The sequence below is a fragment of the Arthrobacter sp. TMT4-20 genome (assembly GCF_054510775.1).
The window spans coordinates 104,792-120,093 of sequence record NZ_JBTNDW010000002.1; the positions used below are offsets into that span (position 1 = coordinate 104,792).

Annotated in this window: 13 protein-coding genes and 1 pseudogene; 7 read left to right on the forward strand and 7 right to left on the reverse strand. The window is 64.1% G+C overall.

The window, feature by feature from the left end:
• Positions 1–85 precede the first annotated feature (85 nt).
• On the reverse strand, positions 86–787 hold the full coding sequence (locus tag ACX80Z_RS03545; RefSeq protein WP_459314924.1) for an ankyrin repeat domain-containing protein: 702 nt from the start codon (positions 785–787) through the stop codon (positions 86–88).
• A 701-nt stretch (positions 788–1,488) separates the two neighbouring features.
• Positions 1,489–1,776 (reverse strand): annotated as a pseudogene (locus tag ACX80Z_RS03550) (ATP-binding cassette domain-containing protein); the annotation flags it as partial.
• 29 nt (positions 1,777–1,805) lie between these two features.
• Between ACX80Z_RS03550 and ACX80Z_RS03555 the strand changes: the two are divergent.
• Positions 1,806–1,931, forward strand: coding sequence for a hypothetical protein (locus tag ACX80Z_RS03555; protein ID WP_459314925.1), 126 nt, complete (start codon positions 1,806–1,808; stop codon positions 1,929–1,931).
• A gap of 53 nt (positions 1,932–1,984) precedes the next feature.
• On the opposite strand, the gene ACX80Z_RS03560 is transcribed toward ACX80Z_RS03555, so the two are convergent.
• A complete protein-coding gene (locus ACX80Z_RS03560; RefSeq protein ID WP_459314926.1) occupies positions 1,985–2,482 on the reverse strand; it encodes a DUF6326 family protein in 498 nt (165 codons plus the stop codon).
• A 96-nt stretch (positions 2,483–2,578) separates the two neighbouring features.
• Complete coding sequence (locus tag ACX80Z_RS03565; protein WP_459314928.1) at positions 2,579–3,619, reverse strand: NAD(P)-dependent alcohol dehydrogenase; 1,041 nt, start codon at positions 3,617–3,619, stop codon at positions 2,579–2,581.
• A gap of 122 nt (positions 3,620–3,741) precedes the next feature.
• Between ACX80Z_RS03565 and ACX80Z_RS03570 the strand changes: the two genes are divergently transcribed.
• Positions 3,742–4,416 (forward strand): TetR/AcrR family transcriptional regulator, encoded by a 675-nt coding sequence (locus ACX80Z_RS03570; protein ID WP_459314929.1) that lies wholly within the window; start codon positions 3,742–3,744, stop codon positions 4,414–4,416.
• A gap of 797 nt (positions 4,417–5,213) precedes the next feature.
• On the forward strand, positions 5,214–6,761 hold the full coding sequence (locus tag ACX80Z_RS03575; RefSeq protein WP_459314930.1) for an HNH endonuclease signature motif containing protein: 1,548 nt from the start codon (positions 5,214–5,216) through the stop codon (positions 6,759–6,761).
• 221 nt (positions 6,762–6,982) lie between these two features.
• Here ACX80Z_RS03575 and glpK read toward each other — a convergent pair whose 3' ends face one another.
• The 3 genes from glpK to ACX80Z_RS03590 form a co-directional block, all read right to left on the reverse strand.
• Positions 6,983–8,497: a glycerol kinase GlpK gene (glpK, locus tag ACX80Z_RS03580; protein WP_019482796.1), complete on the reverse strand. Its 1,515-nt coding sequence runs from the start codon at positions 8,495–8,497 to the stop codon at positions 6,983–6,985.
• Between the two features lie 108 nt (positions 8,498–8,605).
• Entirely contained in the window at positions 8,606–9,352 is a 747-nt protein-coding gene (locus tag ACX80Z_RS03585) for an MIP/aquaporin family protein (protein WP_459314931.1), read from the reverse strand.
• Positions 9,353–9,484: 132 nt separating this feature from the next.
• Positions 9,485–11,233, reverse strand: coding sequence for a glycerol-3-phosphate dehydrogenase/oxidase (locus ACX80Z_RS03590; protein ID WP_459314932.1), 1,749 nt, complete (start codon positions 11,231–11,233; stop codon positions 9,485–9,487).
• A gap of 225 nt (positions 11,234–11,458) precedes the next feature.
• Between ACX80Z_RS03590 and ACX80Z_RS03595 the strand changes: the two genes are divergently transcribed.
• From ACX80Z_RS03595 to ACX80Z_RS03610, 4 genes are read left to right on the forward strand one after another with little or no spacing between them, the layout of a single operon-like run.
• On the forward strand, positions 11,459–12,376 hold the full coding sequence (locus ACX80Z_RS03595) for a sugar-binding transcriptional regulator (protein WP_116777938.1): 918 nt from the start codon (positions 11,459–11,461) through the stop codon (positions 12,374–12,376).
• 28 nt (positions 12,377–12,404) lie between these two features.
• On the forward strand, positions 12,405–13,241 hold the full coding sequence (locus ACX80Z_RS03600) for an aldo/keto reductase (RefSeq protein WP_459314933.1): 837 nt from the start codon (positions 12,405–12,407) through the stop codon (positions 13,239–13,241).
• A gap of 23 nt (positions 13,242–13,264) precedes the next feature.
• Positions 13,265–14,140, forward strand: a complete 876-nt coding sequence (locus ACX80Z_RS03605; RefSeq protein WP_459314934.1) for an alpha/beta fold hydrolase — start codon at positions 13,265–13,267, stop codon at positions 14,138–14,140.
• Positions 14,137–15,231 carry a glycosyltransferase family 4 protein gene (locus tag ACX80Z_RS03610; protein WP_459314935.1) on the forward strand — a complete coding sequence of 365 codons (1,095 nt, stop codon included), beginning with the start codon at positions 14,137–14,139 and terminating at the stop codon, positions 15,229–15,231. The genes ACX80Z_RS03605 and ACX80Z_RS03610 overlap by 4 nt, the downstream gene beginning before the upstream one ends.
• Positions 15,232–15,302 lie beyond the last annotated feature (71 nt).

The window sequence follows — 15,302 nt, forward strand, 5'->3', positions numbered from 1 at the left end:
TCCGCTGGTAACGACGGCGACCACAATGCCCCGGCTCCCGTCGATCGTGGCGACCTTTCCCTGCTGCTGAGGCGGCCTCCGCGGTCTACTGCTCGGCCGCGTTGCGCAGTATGGCAGCAATCTCCTGGAAGCCTAGGGAGGTGGCGTGCTGCAATGGCGTCAGACCATCGCGCTGGGAAGGGAGCCTCACATCGGCGCCGCCTTCGACGAGCAGCCGCACGGTCTCCACGTACCGGGGCGAGCCATCGCCCAGGATGATCGCCTCGTGCAGTGCGGTCCAGCCCGGAATGTTGACGTGGTTGACTGAGACATCGGTCTCCAGCAGCCTTCGAACCACGTCCGCGTGGCCACGCTCCGCGGCGCGGATCAGAGCGGTGCCGTTGAAGCTGTCGCGCGCGTCGACGTCCGCGCCGCTACGCAGGGTCAGGTTCAGCAGCTCGAGGTAGCCCTCACTCGCTGCGATCAGGAAAGCGCTCTGTTCGGTCTCGTCCTTGTAGTTGACGTCAGCGCCAGCTGCGATGAGCCGGCGAGCTTCGTCGACGTCGTTGTCCCAGGCCACCTCGATCAGGTTTTGATTCAGCGCGATCAGCTCGCCGGGGGCGAGCGACTTGGACGTAGCCGGTCGACTGCTCGGGGAGACCCCCGCAGCAGACTCCGTAGTTGGCGGCGACGTGCTGGACGGGCTCGACGTGCTGGACAGGCTCGCGGACCCTGAAGGCGTCAGTTGGGTCGGACCGGTCACCTCGCCGTGCTCGGTGCAACCGGTCATCAGTAGCAGTACGGCCAAAACGCCGCCTGGTACAAAGGCCCTCACCGGGACGCCTGTCGCGGAGCCACCGGGGCGGCACACCAGAAAACCAGCGGAACCATCACCATGCTTGCAAGCATACCCGAGCCATAAATCGGCCCCCGTAGGCAGGCACGGATCAGCGGGCGTCACCGGCGTTCGCCAGATCCGGTGGCCGGTCCCAGATGAGTGGAGCTGGCGTCGGCCGCCGGACCTCAGCGCGTCAGCGGCCGTCATGCTGGGTGGCCTCTCTGGACCCGCACCGCGGGAACCGGCTCCTTGCTCGGTGCAGGGTGCGCTCGCGAAGCGCACCAGTTCCCTGGTATTAGGACCGTGTCGACCGTCATGTCGGATCGGACACGATCGACGATATTCGAGGGTTCCCTGCCAGGTGAGATCCCATCAGGCATCTGGCATCGGTAACACAATGTGGCCCATCGATTTGCTCTTTCGGCTCCTCGACAGGCACGGGCGGGCACTGGGATCGACCGGTTGTTGGCGTAGGTCGGGCAGGAACAGACGCGGTCCTTTTGTGAAGGCTGGTGTTGTCCTATTTGGGCGAAGACGCCTAGGAGTGGGTCATCCCCTTACTTCCAGGATGACCCGGTCCCCAAAGGCTCCCGGACCGAACGATGGGCTTGTTTTAAGGCCAGCTAATGCCGTCGAGCTCTGCTTTGATCGGGCCGCGAGAATAGTTCCTCGGCCGCCAGATCGCGCACCCGCTGACGAACCCATTGCACGGCCTTGGCGTCGAGCAGGGCGCCGACCTCCCGCAGCGGGGAACGGTGCTGCCCGTAGGGCTTGCCGTTGACCAGGACGCTGCCCGACGTCGGCCGGTCCAGTCCCATGATCAAGCGCATCGTCGTGGATTTGCCGGCACCGTTCGGGCCGAGGAACCCGGTCACTGTGCCGGGCGCAATGCTGAAGCTGAGGGTGTGCACGGCGGTTTTGTCGCCGTAGCGCTTGGTGAGCTCGTGTGCCTCGATCATGACCGGGACCTTCCTGAGTGGTGGTGGGATTGGCGGATTTGATGCGGCGGTTCGGCGTGCCCGTCGTGACGGGTCGGTGGGGGGACGACGACGTTGCCGCGCTGAAGGTCGGTGTCGACGATGCGGTGGTCCTGGATGCGCATTCGGTGACCTGACCGTCCGGTAGGGGCCTTGGTAGGCCCCTACCGGACGGGGATTGCTCTTGAGTTCACGCTCGCTGCTGGGCGCGAACGGCTTCACGGTCCGGGCTGGTCGGCATGGTCGCCGACGGTGCGGTGCGGGGCCAGGTCCAGGCGGAGCGCAGGATGAAGGCCAGGATCAGCAGCTCGACTCCAATAGTGAGGCCGTAGTAAAAGGCCCAGTCCCAGGTCGCCCCTGCCGCGTTGAAGATGGAGAGGGGGATGAAAAGCAAGGCAACGGCCAGGTTCGTGGCGCGGTTCGCCCGGGCGGGCAGCGCCATCGAGAGCAGCACCATCAGGCTCGGGATCGCTATGATCACGAAGAAGATGGACACCAATGTCCCGGTGATGTCGAAGACAAAGATCTCGCCACCCCGGATTACGTCAATTTCGCCGGGCTGGTAGAGGTGAAAGTAGTCGATGTAAATAACGAGGAACATGAAGCTGGTCCAGGCGGCCGCGAGCTTGGCCTGCACGGGGATTCGCGGGTTGTCGAGCAGTTTCGGGGTTTTCGTTCGGAGGGTCATTGGTTGTTCTTTCGATTCGAGCGGTCCGTCCGCCGGAGAGGCGGCAGGTTGGGGCGTGCATTCGCACGGGGTGGGTCGTTCTCGTCGGTCCGGTCGTCAGACGGTGATCACGACCTTCCCTCGGGTGTGGCCAGCTCCGACGTAGCGGAGGGCGTCGGCCGCTTCGTCCAGCGGGTAGGTGCGGTCGATGACGGACCTGACCTGCCCGGCCGTGAGCAGCTCGGCCAGGGTGAGCAGGTCCTGGCGCTTCCCAACCGACATGAAGGGCAACAGCAGCTGACGGGTGAATCCGGACAACACACGCGCTTTGACGATCCGACCGAGGGGGCCGAACCAGCGGCCGCCGCGTCCGCTGTTGGGGATCAGGGTGCCGGTGGGCGTCAGCGCTCGGCGGACAGCCGCCAGGGGCTGGGCTTCCGCGTTGTCGAGGATGACGTCGTAGCGCTTACCAGTGCGGGTGAAGTCGGTCCTCGTATAGTCAATGACGTTGTCGGCACCGAGTGACCGGACCAGATCGATGTTGCGGGTGCTGCACACACCCGTGACCTCGGCACCAAACGCCTTGGCGATCTGTACAGCGAAGGAGCCCACACCGCCTGACGCGCCCGTGACCAGCACCGTCTGGCCCGGTCGAACATTCGCGATCTTGCGCAATGCCTGCAACGCCGTCATCGCCGAGGTGGCCACCGCTGCCGCGTCCACGACCGACAGGTTGGCAGGCACGGGCACGAGATTGTCCGCCGGGACGCAGGCGTACTCCGCGAGTGCTCCAGCGGTGCTCCAGCCGAACACCTCGTCGCCGGGGCGGAGAGCGGTGACATCCTTCCCGACTGCTACCACCACGCCGGCGAGGTCCATGCCAGGGATGCCGTGGCGCGGCCGGCGGAGCCCGTACACCAGGCGCACCATGTACGGCTCGCCGGTCATGACGAAGTAGTCGCCAGGGTGTACCGAGGCCGCGCCCACCCGGACGAGGACATCACCCCGACCGGGTAGCGGTAGCCCGACGTCGGACACCTCGATCACGGAGGGCGGGCCGTAGCGATGCTGGACGGCGGCCCGCATCGTCGCCGCCCCGTCCAGATTCGCCCCCGGCACCAGGGGTGTTCCGGCCTTCGATCGCTGTTCGTTTGTCACAGAAACCTCCTTACGTCCGAGCAACGACCTTCGCTGCTCGTACACCGTACGACGTACGTTGTACGATAGAGTGTGGGCGTACGCTGTACTAATGTCAAGCACTTTGAGAAAGCGAGGAATTTGTGTCCGCTAGGGAACAACGCCAGGTCGCGTCAGACGCGGGGCTGACCAAGCACCGGGTGGTGGTCGAGGCGATCCGGCTTGCCGACCGCGAGGGGGTCGAAGGGTTGAGCATGCGCCGGCTGGCTCGCGAGCTTGGCGCGGGCGCGATGTCCCTCTACCACTATGTGGCGAGCAAGGAGCAGTTGCTGGACGCGATGATCGACGTCGTGTTCGAGGAAATTGAGCTCCCGCCCGAAGGGACAGACTGGCAGTCGGCGATGCGACGGCGTTCGATATCCGCCCGACAGGTTCTGGCGCGCCACCCGTGGGCGATTGGCCTGATGGACTCGCGGACGTCGCCGGGGTCCGCGCACCTCCGCCACCGCGAGGCTGTCACCGCATGCCTGCGGAGGGCCGGCTTCTCGGTTCTGATGGCGACGCACGCCAACTGGTTGCTCGACAGCCTTGTCTACGGTTACGCCCTGCAGGAAGCCAACCTGCCGTTCGATACAGCCGATGAGTTCGCGGACATGGCCGAGGACGTCTACCTGCCCCAGCTTCCTCCGGGCGAGTTCCCCTACCTCAACGAGTCCGCCGCCGCACTCGTCGCTGCTGGCTACGACCCGTCGGAGGAGTTCATCTTCGGACTCGATCTCGCCCTGGCCACCCTCGAACCCCTGAGAGCCTCCGCATAGCGACGCTCACAGACCGTCCCGCGGACCTCTGTACGGCAGTTCCGCTCCATAACCGTCGTGTTGTAGCGGGCTCCTAGCGGCCGTGCGCATGGGGTGCCTTCCTGACTTCGTCGACTGCGTCTGCTGCGCTGGCAACAGCAGTCACAGCAGCCACACCCAGTTGTCTGTATCTAACAACATTCGCTGCTGAACTCCCCGCGGCTTTCGACCAGATCGAGGCTCCTGCCGACCCTCGAAGTAAGACCGGCGCGTGTGCCGGCGCCTTAACCGCGGGTGGCTACTGGAGTTGGCCGGAAGGAAGCTCCCTCATTGGCGGCCTACATCCCTTACCTGTCATTTGCGGTCGCCATTGCTGCTGCCTTCCACTGGATAGGTCGACGTCATTTCGAAACTATCCAGCGACCCCGACAGTGTCAGACGATTTCCTCTACCAACGCCGCAGCTTCTTTGCCCCGGAGTTTCCCGGACATGAGCTGTGGATGAAGCGCATCCCGAATGGTAACCAGGGAATGATTTTCGGTCTGGCTTTCAAACCCAGGCTCCACAAAGCTTCCATGTACTCATTCTGGTTGACCACAACTTCTGGTGACGGGACGCGTACCAGTTCATCAAGCTGTCGCCGCTGAATGTGGCCCCCAGGCCCGCAAAGGCTCCCGCACCGAACGATGAGCTGGTTTTGGGGCCAGCCAATACGGTCCGACTCTGCTCCGATCGGGCCACGAAAATAATTCAAAATTCTTTTCCGTACCCCCTCCCACGCAACTCATTCTGTCAGAGGCGAATGATGGAATGGAGGTATGAAAAGCAGTAAAGCTTCTTCTACCGGACCGGGATTCTCTCCCGAATTCGGCGCGGGTTTCGCCTCCAACGGCGGGTCCGCGGATACGTCCGCCCGGACTTCGGGGACCACTGCGGCTGCGGGAACTGCGACCGGGTACGGTCCCGGCGGTCCGCTGAGTGTCGAAGCGATATGGACGGCTCCCTTGGCTGACACCGTCCCTGACTCACCGGATACCCAGTCGCCGGATGGCAAGTCGTCGGATGCCCCGTCGCCGGACAGCCAGTCACCGGATGCCCCGTCGCCGGATACCCGGGCGTTGGCGGGATGGCTGGGGTTAACTGCGGTCGGTGAGCTGGACGGGGCTCAGGCGTTGGACGCGTTGCGGGACGTCAACAGGGCGAGGTCCTGGCTCGATGCGCAGGAAGCGAAGATCACCACTCGCCTCCTTGACCTGACCACCGAATCGATGGGCCCCGCTGGCCGCCTCGGGTATGCCCGGACACTGACGGAATCAGAAGTTGGAGCCGCCCTGCATATGCCGGAGCGGACTGCCGGGAGCCTGATCGAACACAGCGAACTCCTGACCCGGCATTATCGGGTGGCTTTGGCGGCCCTTGAGGACGGGAGGCTATCGAGGCGCCATGCCTGGGCCGTAGTCGAAGAGGCCACCAGTATCCCGGACGCCGCGCCCGAGGTATTGGCGGCATTCGAGAAACGCCTGGTCGACATGGCGTGCAAAACCACTGTGAGTCGGTTCTGCTATCAGGCCAGACGGCTACGCGAGCAACTGCACCCCGAATCCACCACCACTCGGCATAAGAAGGCCGTCGAGGGTCGGTTGCTGCAACTAACTCCTGCGTATGACGGGATGGCGTGGCTTGAAGCGTATCTGCCTGTAGAACAAGCCGCAGGGATCTTCCATCGGGTCGACACCGCCGCCCGTAACCTCCAGGGACCGGATGAGCCCCGGACCCTCACCCAGTTGCGAGCTGACGTGTTTGCTGACGTCCTCACCAGCTCCGGGCCGAGCGCCGATCAAGCCGGTGGAGCCAGCTATCAGGGTGTTCAGGCGAAGGTGTTCGTCACTGTTCCAGTGATGACCCTCCTTGGCGGGGATGTACCGGGAGAACTTGAAGGGTATGGGCCCATCAACCCCGACCTGGCCCGCAAACTCGCGGGGCATGCGCCGTCGTTCACACGCATCCTCACCCACCCCTTTACCGGGGCACGTCTCGGTGCCGATGCCACCACCTATCGGGTGCCGAAGGACCTGCGAGACAGCATCAGAGTGCGGGACCGGACGTGTCGTCATCCAGGCTGCAACCGGTTGGCAGTGTTTTGCGAACTCGACCATACAAAACCCTGGGCCAACGGTGGAAAGACCAGCTACGGCAACCTCGCTGCCTTGTGCAAGCGTCACCACCGGCTCAAATCCGAAGGCTACTGGCATTATCGACAACCCGAGCCGGGGACCATCATCGCCATCTCACCGGCAGGCGAAACCTACATCACACGGCCGGACCCACCACCGGCACCGCCGCCACCGGACCCGGCACCGTTCTAACCGCGCCGGCCGTGCTGAAAAAATGCCGTCGAGGCGTTAGCTCTGGAGACTCCGAACACCGTCGGCCCGCCACAGCCAGCTACTCGGCGGAGGTTCTGATCGGCGGAAGTACTGACCGGCTAAACGTGAGGTACCGGCAGGCAGATCACGCGGAAGGGGCGGTGACCATCCTTTCGGATAACCACCGCCCCTTCCGGTCAAGCCTGGAGTGAAAGTAGGGCTTACTTCACGTCCTCGTCAACCCAGTCGAACGTCCGGGTGACAGCCTTCTTCCAGAGCCGCAGCTGGCGGTCGCGCTCCCCCGCATCCATGGATGGCGTCCAACGCTTGTCCTCGGCCCAGTTGGTAGCCAACTCGTCGGTGTCCTTCCAGAAACCCACCGCCAGACCTGCCGCATAGGCTGCGCCCAACGCGGTGGTCTCAGTGACCTTCGGCCGGATCACCGGGATACCGAGGATGTCGGACTGGAACTGCATCAGCGCGTCGTTGGCGACCATACCGCCGTCGACCCGCAGATCCTCCATGTCCACTCCCGAATCGGCGTTCGCCGCGTCCAGCACCTCGCGGGTCTGGAACGCGGTGGCTTCGAGGGCGGCCCGCGCGATGTGCCCCTTGTTCACGAATCGGGTGAGACCCACAATGGCGCCGCGGGCTTCGCCGCGCCAGTACGGTGCAAACAGGCCGGAGAACGCTGGCACGATGTAGACCCCACCGTTGTCCTCGACCGTTCTGGCAAGCTCCTCCACCTCGGGAGCCGACTTGATGATGCCGAGGTTGTCCCGCAGCCACTGGATCAGCGACCCGGTCACAGCGATCGAGCCTTCCAGCGCGTAGACGGCCTTGGCGTCGCCGAGCTTGTAGCAGACGGTAGTCAACAGACCATTCTTTGAGTGAACAATCTCCTCACCGGTATTGACGATCATGAAGTTACCGGTGCCGTAGGTGTTCTTGGCGCCGCCCTTCTCGAACGCCGCCTGACCGAACGTTGCCGCCTGCTGGTCGCCCAGGATGCCGGCAACCGGCACCTCGCGCAGCAGCTGGGAGGTGTGGACGGTCCCATAGACCTCGGAGGAGGACTTGATCTCCGGCATCATGGACCGCGGCACACCAAAGGCCTCAAGGATTCCGTCGTCCCAGGACAGGGTCTCCAGATCCATGAACATGGTCCGCGAGGCGTTGGTGACATCGGTGATGTGTACGCCGCCGTCGGTGCCGCCGGTGAGGTTCCAGGTGACCCACGAGTCGGTGTTTCCGAAGATCAGATCGCCGGCCTCAGCCTTGGCCCGGGCGCCCTCGACGTTGTCCAGGATCCACTTGATCTTGGTGCCCGAGAAATAGGTGGCCAGCGGCAGCCCGACCTTCTGCTTGAACCGGTCCGGCCCCCCATCAGCCGCCAGCTCGTCAACGATCGACTGGGTCCGGGTATCCTGCCAGACAATCGCGTTGTAGACCGGCTGTCCGGTCGTCTTGTCCCAGACCACAGCAGTTTCACGCTGATTGGTGATGCCGACGGCGGCAATATCGTGACGGGTCAGGTTGGCCTTCGACAAGGCGTTGCCGATAACCTCCCTGGTGTTGTTCCAGATCTCCAGGGGATCATGCTCGACCCAGCCGGCCTTGGGGAAAATCTGTTCGTGTTCCTTCTGGCCGGAGGACACAATGTCCCCGCTGTGATCAAAGACGATCGCCCGGCTGGAAGTAGTGCCCTGATCAATCGCAATTACATACTTCGACATGTAGTGCTCCTCTTTGAGTGTTCCGTCGGTGAATGATGCCGGCGCGGACGGTCGTAGGACCGCCCGGCCGGTTGAGTGCTAGCAAGTGATTGCGCTAGCGGGGCATTGCTACCCGGTAACCGCGGGGAAGGTGACCAACATGGCGACCAGACCGCCGAGAACGCCACCGATCAGTGGACCAACCACTGGAACCCAGGCGTAACCCCAGTCGCTGCCGCCCTTGCCCTTGATGGGAAGCAATGCGTGGACGATCCTGGGGCCGAGGTCACGGGCTGGGTTGATGGCGTAGCCGGTGGGCCCACCGAGTGACGCACCGATGCCGACAACCAGGAGCGCAACCGCCAGCGGACCGAGGCCCGAGGGCGTGCCAGCAAACGAAATGACCACGAATACCAGCACGAAAGTACCGATGACTTCAGTAATCACATTCCAGGCATTCGACCGGATCGCTGGTCCGGTGGAGAACACGCCCAGCTTGTTGGCTGGGTCAGGCTCAGCGTCGAAGTGTTGCTTGTATGCCAACCAGCAGAAGAAGGCACCAAGCATGGCTCCAATGATCTGCGCAGCAAAATACAGCAGCACGTTCATGAAGGTCTTGTCGATATCGGGGCCCAGCGTCGCAACGTCTGAGTTGACGAGCAGGCCGACCGTAACGGCGGGGTTAAGGTGCGCGCCGGATAGGGCCGCCACATAGACGCCAGCAAAGACGCCGAGACCCCAGCCGAAGTTCACCATCAAAAATCCGCCATTGTTGCCCTTGGTACCGGCCAGAGCGACGTTGGCAACGACACCTGTACCCAGCAGCAACAGCAGCATGGTGCCGAACATTTCGGCAACGAATGCTTCCAGAGACATCTTTGACTCCTCTAATTATTCTTTTTTATCGAACCCAGCCCGCGGCTGTGGCTCTCTTGCTCCCCCCGGCAACAGCTGCCGTTGGTCCTGCATCCGCTCCGGGAGCGGCAATGGTTGCGCGGCAGATCCCGGCTACGCCACCAAATCTTCAACGTGAACGTTGTGCCATTCCCGCAGCACCCGTTCAGCCAGCTCAATCTCAGCCTGCACCAACTCGCCGCTCCAGCCCAGCAGCGGCGCGAGCGTGTCCGCTAGCTCGTGCAACAGTTCGGTACTGACCAGTCCCCTGAAGGCGATCGAGGTCCGGCGGATCAACACGTCAGCCACATGGCCTACCTGTTCCTGTTCGACCATGTACGCCAGCTCGCGGTGGCTGAGCTCGCTGGTGGAGGTAAAGGTTTGATCCTGGCCCGCCCGCAGGTACTCGATGACGTCGACGGCACGGGTCCCGTATCGGGTCAGCAGACCCTCGACCCGCTCTGCCGACAGCCCCGGTTCGATATGGGCGCTCACCCAGGCCTTCTCCGCGGAGGGAGTTCTCGGGAACCCCTTCCCGCCGCCGATGGCGAGACCCGCCGTCGTCGTCGTCCGGCGCTTGCCGAGGATTTCCAGGACGTCGTTGGTCATGTGCTCTGACAGCGCGCGGAAAGTGGTCCACTTGCCGCCGACCAGGCTGAGCGTGGTCACCGTCCGGGCGCCGGAGCGATCCTGGCGCTTCTCAATCCGGTAGTCCCGGGAGACGAAGCCCGGCTGCGTGTCGTCGTGCCGTGGCAGTGGTCGGACACCGGAGAAGCTGTAGACCACATGGCCGTGCTCGACGACGATGGCCGGGAAGACGTGTCCGATCAGTTCAATGAAGTAATCCACCTCTTCGGGGGTGCACACGGCCGGGGTGTCCACATCGGTATCGATGTCGGTGGTGCCCACCAGAACGCGGTCGCCGATCGGGTAGACCAGCACAATCCGGCCGTCGGTGTGCTCGAAGAAGATTTCACGCCCTGCGCAGGCGGCCAGCAGTTCGGGGTGGTCGAGGACAATGTGGGAGCCCTTGGTGCCGCCCATGAACTTGCTGCGTTCGCCCAGGGAATCGTTGGTCCCGTCCACCCAGGCGCCGGTCGCGTTCACGACGACGTCGGCGGCGAAGGCGAATTCCTCGCCAGTGAGCTCGTCGCGGAGCAGCACCGAATCGCCGTCACGGCCGATGGCGCTGACGTAGTTGGTGGCCCGCGCCTCGGCATTGGCGGCAAGGCCGTCGCGGAGCACATCGAGGGTCATCCGCTCGGGGTTGTGCACCGACGCATCGAAGTAGGTGGCCGTGTAGCGCACATCAGGCCGCAGGTCCGGCAGCTGGGCGAGCGACGCCTTGCGACCGGCGAAGCGGTGACGCGGTACGGCGCCGCCATCCCTGGAGAACCAGTCATACATGGTCAGGCCCGCCTTGATCAGGAAGGCACCCCGCTCGCGGGGCTGGCCGTGCTGACGGTGGGTCAGGAACCGCAGCGGAGCCGCGAGAATTCCGGAGAAGGTACTGAAAATTGGGATAGTGGTCTGAAGGGGCTTGACGTAGTGCGGCGCTGTCTTCAGCAGGGCGTTGCGCTCGACCACTGACTCGCGGACCAACCGAAACTCGCCGTTCTCGAGGTACCGGATACCGCCGTGGATCATGTGCGAGGAAGCACCGGAGGCGCCCTGGCAGTAGTCACCGCGTTCCACCAGTGTCACGTCGACACCCTGCAGCGCCAGGTCCCTGAAGGTTCCTACGCCGTTAATGCCGCCACCAATAATCAGCACCGACGCGCGCGGCGTTTCCTTCAACCGTTGCACCCCCGGCCGTTCAGCGGGCGTGCTTGTGGCACCATTCGCACTGGCGGACTCAGCCAAAACATTCTCCTCAACAGTTTGCAAGCTGCATCGGATCCGCAGCCGTCCCACCTATTCTTGAAATGCTGGGAATAATAGTCAATGGTGTTGCACATACGTGCAGAAGTGACGGAGGATTTGGCTATGAACGTTCGACCAAAGGCTGAAAGATCGGACCCCGCTGCACAATCTTCCGCTGAGGACTTCAAGCGGTCCCGGAGCGGTGACGCCCTGCGGGCCGCACAGATGTACTACCTGCAGGACCTCACGATGAACGCCATCGCGCGGGAATTGCGGACCTCACGATCTACCGTGTCACGGCTCCTGTCGATGGCCCGGGACACCGGGCTCGTGCAGATCCAGGTCAACAATCCGTTGCAGCGGGCACCGTCGCTGGAACAGCAGATCCGGCGACAGTTCGGGGTGGAAGCCCATGTGGTACCGGTGACCGACATCGTGAGCGACTCCGATGTCCTCGACCGGGTAGCCATCCAGGCGGCCCGGACCATCGGTCCGCTGGTCGATTCGAACGCCATTATCGGCGTCGCCTGGGGTTCGACCCTCAGCGCTGTCAGCCATCATCTGACCCGCAAGGTCACCCACGACAGCACCATTGTGCAGTTGAACGGCGCCGGCAACACGCAGACCACCGGCATCACCTACGCCAGCGAAATCCTTCGCCGGTTCGGGCAGGCCTATGGCGCCCGGGTGGAGCAGTTCCCCGTGCCGGCCTTCTTCGACCACGCCGAAACCAAAACCGCAATGTGGGCCGAACGGAGCGTGATGAGAATCCTGGACCTCCAGAGACGCATGACGATGGCCATTTTCGGCGTCGGGTCCATCGACGCCAATATCCCCAGTCATGTCTACTCGGGCGGCTACCTCGACGACGACGACCTCCGGGCGTTGGACGAGCACCAGGTGGTTGGCGATGTCGCAACCATGTTTTTCCGCGCCGACGGCACCCACAGCGACCTGCTCCTCAACCAACGGAGCACCGGACCCGAACTGGATCTGCTCCGGCAGGTGCGCCGGCGGATCTGCGTCGTGTCGGGCGAGACAAAGATCAACGGGTTGCGCGGCGCGCTGGCGGCCGGGCTCGCCACCGACCTCATCCTCGATGAAGGGTCGGCGCGGCGGCTGGTGCACGGCGGGTCCCGCTGACCCAATCGCCCTTCGGTATTGTCAAGGTATGCACAAGGCACCGAAAATCGCGCTCAATAACGGGGTACAAATCGACCAGGTCGGGTACGGCGTCTACAAGGTGCCGCCCGAGACGACCCACGACCTCTGCGCCCAGGCCCTCGAAATTGGGTATCGCACCATCGATACCGCCGCCATGTACGGCAACGAGGCGGGGGTCGGCGGTGCCATCAACGACGCCGTCGGTGCTGGGTGGCTGGAGCGCAACGACGTCTTTGTCACCACCAAGCTGTGGAACGACGACCATGGCTACGACTCAACCCTCCGCGCCTTCGACGCCTCCCAGCAGGCACTCGGTCTGGACTCCATTGACCTGTACCTGATTCATTGGCCTTGCCCGGCCCGGGATCAATACGTCGATACCTTTCGCGCCCTGGAGCAGCTGTACCACGATGGCCGGGTGCGGGCGGTGGGTGTCTCCAACTTCCAGCTTCCCCATTTGGAGCGTCTGCTCGGCGAAACGTCGGTGGTCCCGGCCGTCAACCAGATTGAACTGCACCCCTACCTCCAGCAGGAGGAACTGCGGCAGTTCCATGACGCCCACGGCATCCGCACCCAGGCGTGGAGTCCGCTGGGCCGCGGTGCGATCCTGGCCGACCCGGTGATCGGGGCGATTGCCGCGGAGCTGGACCGGACCCCGGCGCAGGTTGTCCTCCGCTGGCATGTGCAGTCCGGCCACCTGGTCATCCCCAAGGCCAGCAGCCCCGACCGGATCGCCAGCAACCTCGATGTCTTCGGCTTCGATCTGAGCCCCGCACAGCTCGCGGCCATTGAGGGTCTTGAGCGGAACACCCGCTTTGGTTCGCACCCAGACCAGGTGAACTAGCATTGGTTCCCGCCACCATCACCGTGACGCGCCAGGCCACTGAGACAACCCATTCCTACCTAGGCGCAACGCAGCGGTACTGGGATTTCGCCCCGACGCCCGGTGCTCCCGCGAACGTGCCCACCCTCTTCATGGTGCACGGGTTCAGGGGCGATCACCACGGCCTGCTCCGCATCGTCGAAGCGCTGCCGTCTCACCGGATTGTGGTGCCCGACCTCCCCGGTTTTGGCCAGTCCGAGGCGCTCGACGGCGTGCACGACGTCGACGCCTACGCCGATTTCGTGGGCTTCAGCTTCACCGCATTGGCGTTGGGACCCGCCACGGTGCTGCTCGGTCATTCATTCGGATCCATCGTCGCGGCGCGGTGGGCGGCCGCCCATCCGTCGGCGATCGCGGCCCTGGTGCTGATCAATCCGATCTGCGAACCCGCGCTGGAAGGTGCCAACCGGCTCGCTTCCAAACTGGCGGCCATGTACTACCGGGTGGGGGCGGCCTTGCCCGAGAAGCTGGGGCTCGCGCTGCTCGGTAATCCGGGGATTGTCCTCGGCATGAGTTCGATGATGGCGAAGACCAAGGACCGGGCGCTGCGCAGGTACATCCACGGACAACATCTGAGCTACTTCAGCACCTACGCCAGCCGCCGGGTGCTGCTGGAGGCGTTTCAGGCCTCCATTACCGGGACGGTCAGGGATGTGGCAACGCGACTGGCCATGCCGGTCCTCCTGATTGCCGCAGAAAAGGATGACCTGGGCTCGGTGGCCGGTCAACGTGACCTCGCTGGCCTGATCGCGGATGCCCGGCTTGAGATCATTCCCGAGGTGGGTCATCTGGTGCATTACGAGACCCCGGACGAAGCGGCTCGGCTGATCGAGGACTTCCTGGCGGGACGACCCGAATGAGGATCCTGTTCGACGCCCGGTTTACCCGGCTGGACCATCACGACGGCATCAGCCGCTACGGGGCCAGCCTGATTGCGGCGGTTGCGGAACGGGCAGACGTGGCGATGCTCATTTCCGACCACCGGCAGCTCGGCCTCCTGCCCGACGTACCCCACGTGCTGATCACCTCTCCCCTGTCCCCCCGGGAACTATTCGTGGCAAGCCAGATCAACGGGCTGCGCCCCGACGTCGTCGTCTGCCCCATGCAGACCATGGGCAGCTGGGGCCGGAAGTACCCGCTCGTGCTCACCCTGCATGATCTGATCTACTACCAGAATCCCCAACCGCCCGGTTCCCTGCCCTTGCCGGTCCGGACCCTCTGGCGGCTGTACCACCTCGCCTACTGGCCGCAACGGGTGTTGCTGAACCGGGCCGACGTCGTCGCCACCATCTCCGAGACCACCCGGGGGCAAATGAGTGAGCACCGGCTGACCCGCCGTCCGGTCCGGATCGTCGGCAACGCACCCCAGCCGGACACCGTGGTGCGCCCCGAGGGAGTTGCACCCGGGCGGGACCTGCTCTACATGGGCTCCTTCATGCCGTACAAGAATGTCGAAACGATCCTGGCCGGAATGCGGGGACTTGATGGGTACACGCTGCATCTGCTCAGCCGTATCACCGATGCCCGGCGGAGGGAACTGGAACTGCTGATCCCGCCCGGCCAACAGGTGATCTTCCACAATGGGGTCAGTGACGAGCGGTACCAGGAGCTGCTGCGTTCGGGGGCGGCGCTCGTGACCCTGTCCCGAGCCGAGGGATACGGGCTGCCGGTCATTGAGGCAATGGCCGCCGGCACCCCGGTGATCGCCGCGGACACCGCGATCTTCAGGGAGGTGGGCGGGGCTGCGGCCCTCTATGTTGACCCCGATGATCCGACACAGTTCACGGCGGCAGTCAAGACCCTGGCCGAACCTGACCAGTGGCATGCCGCCTCCCGGGCCGGCAGGATGCAGGCCGGAACGTATTCCTGGGACCGGTCGGCCGAGCAGTTGCTTGAGGCTGCCGCTATTGCAACGGTCGAGCATGCCGGCAAGCCGCCCTGGCGCCGGTAGTCAGCACGCAGGTGGGCGCCGTCGGGTGGGCGCCGGTAGATGGGCACACGAATGAGCACACGGATGGGCGC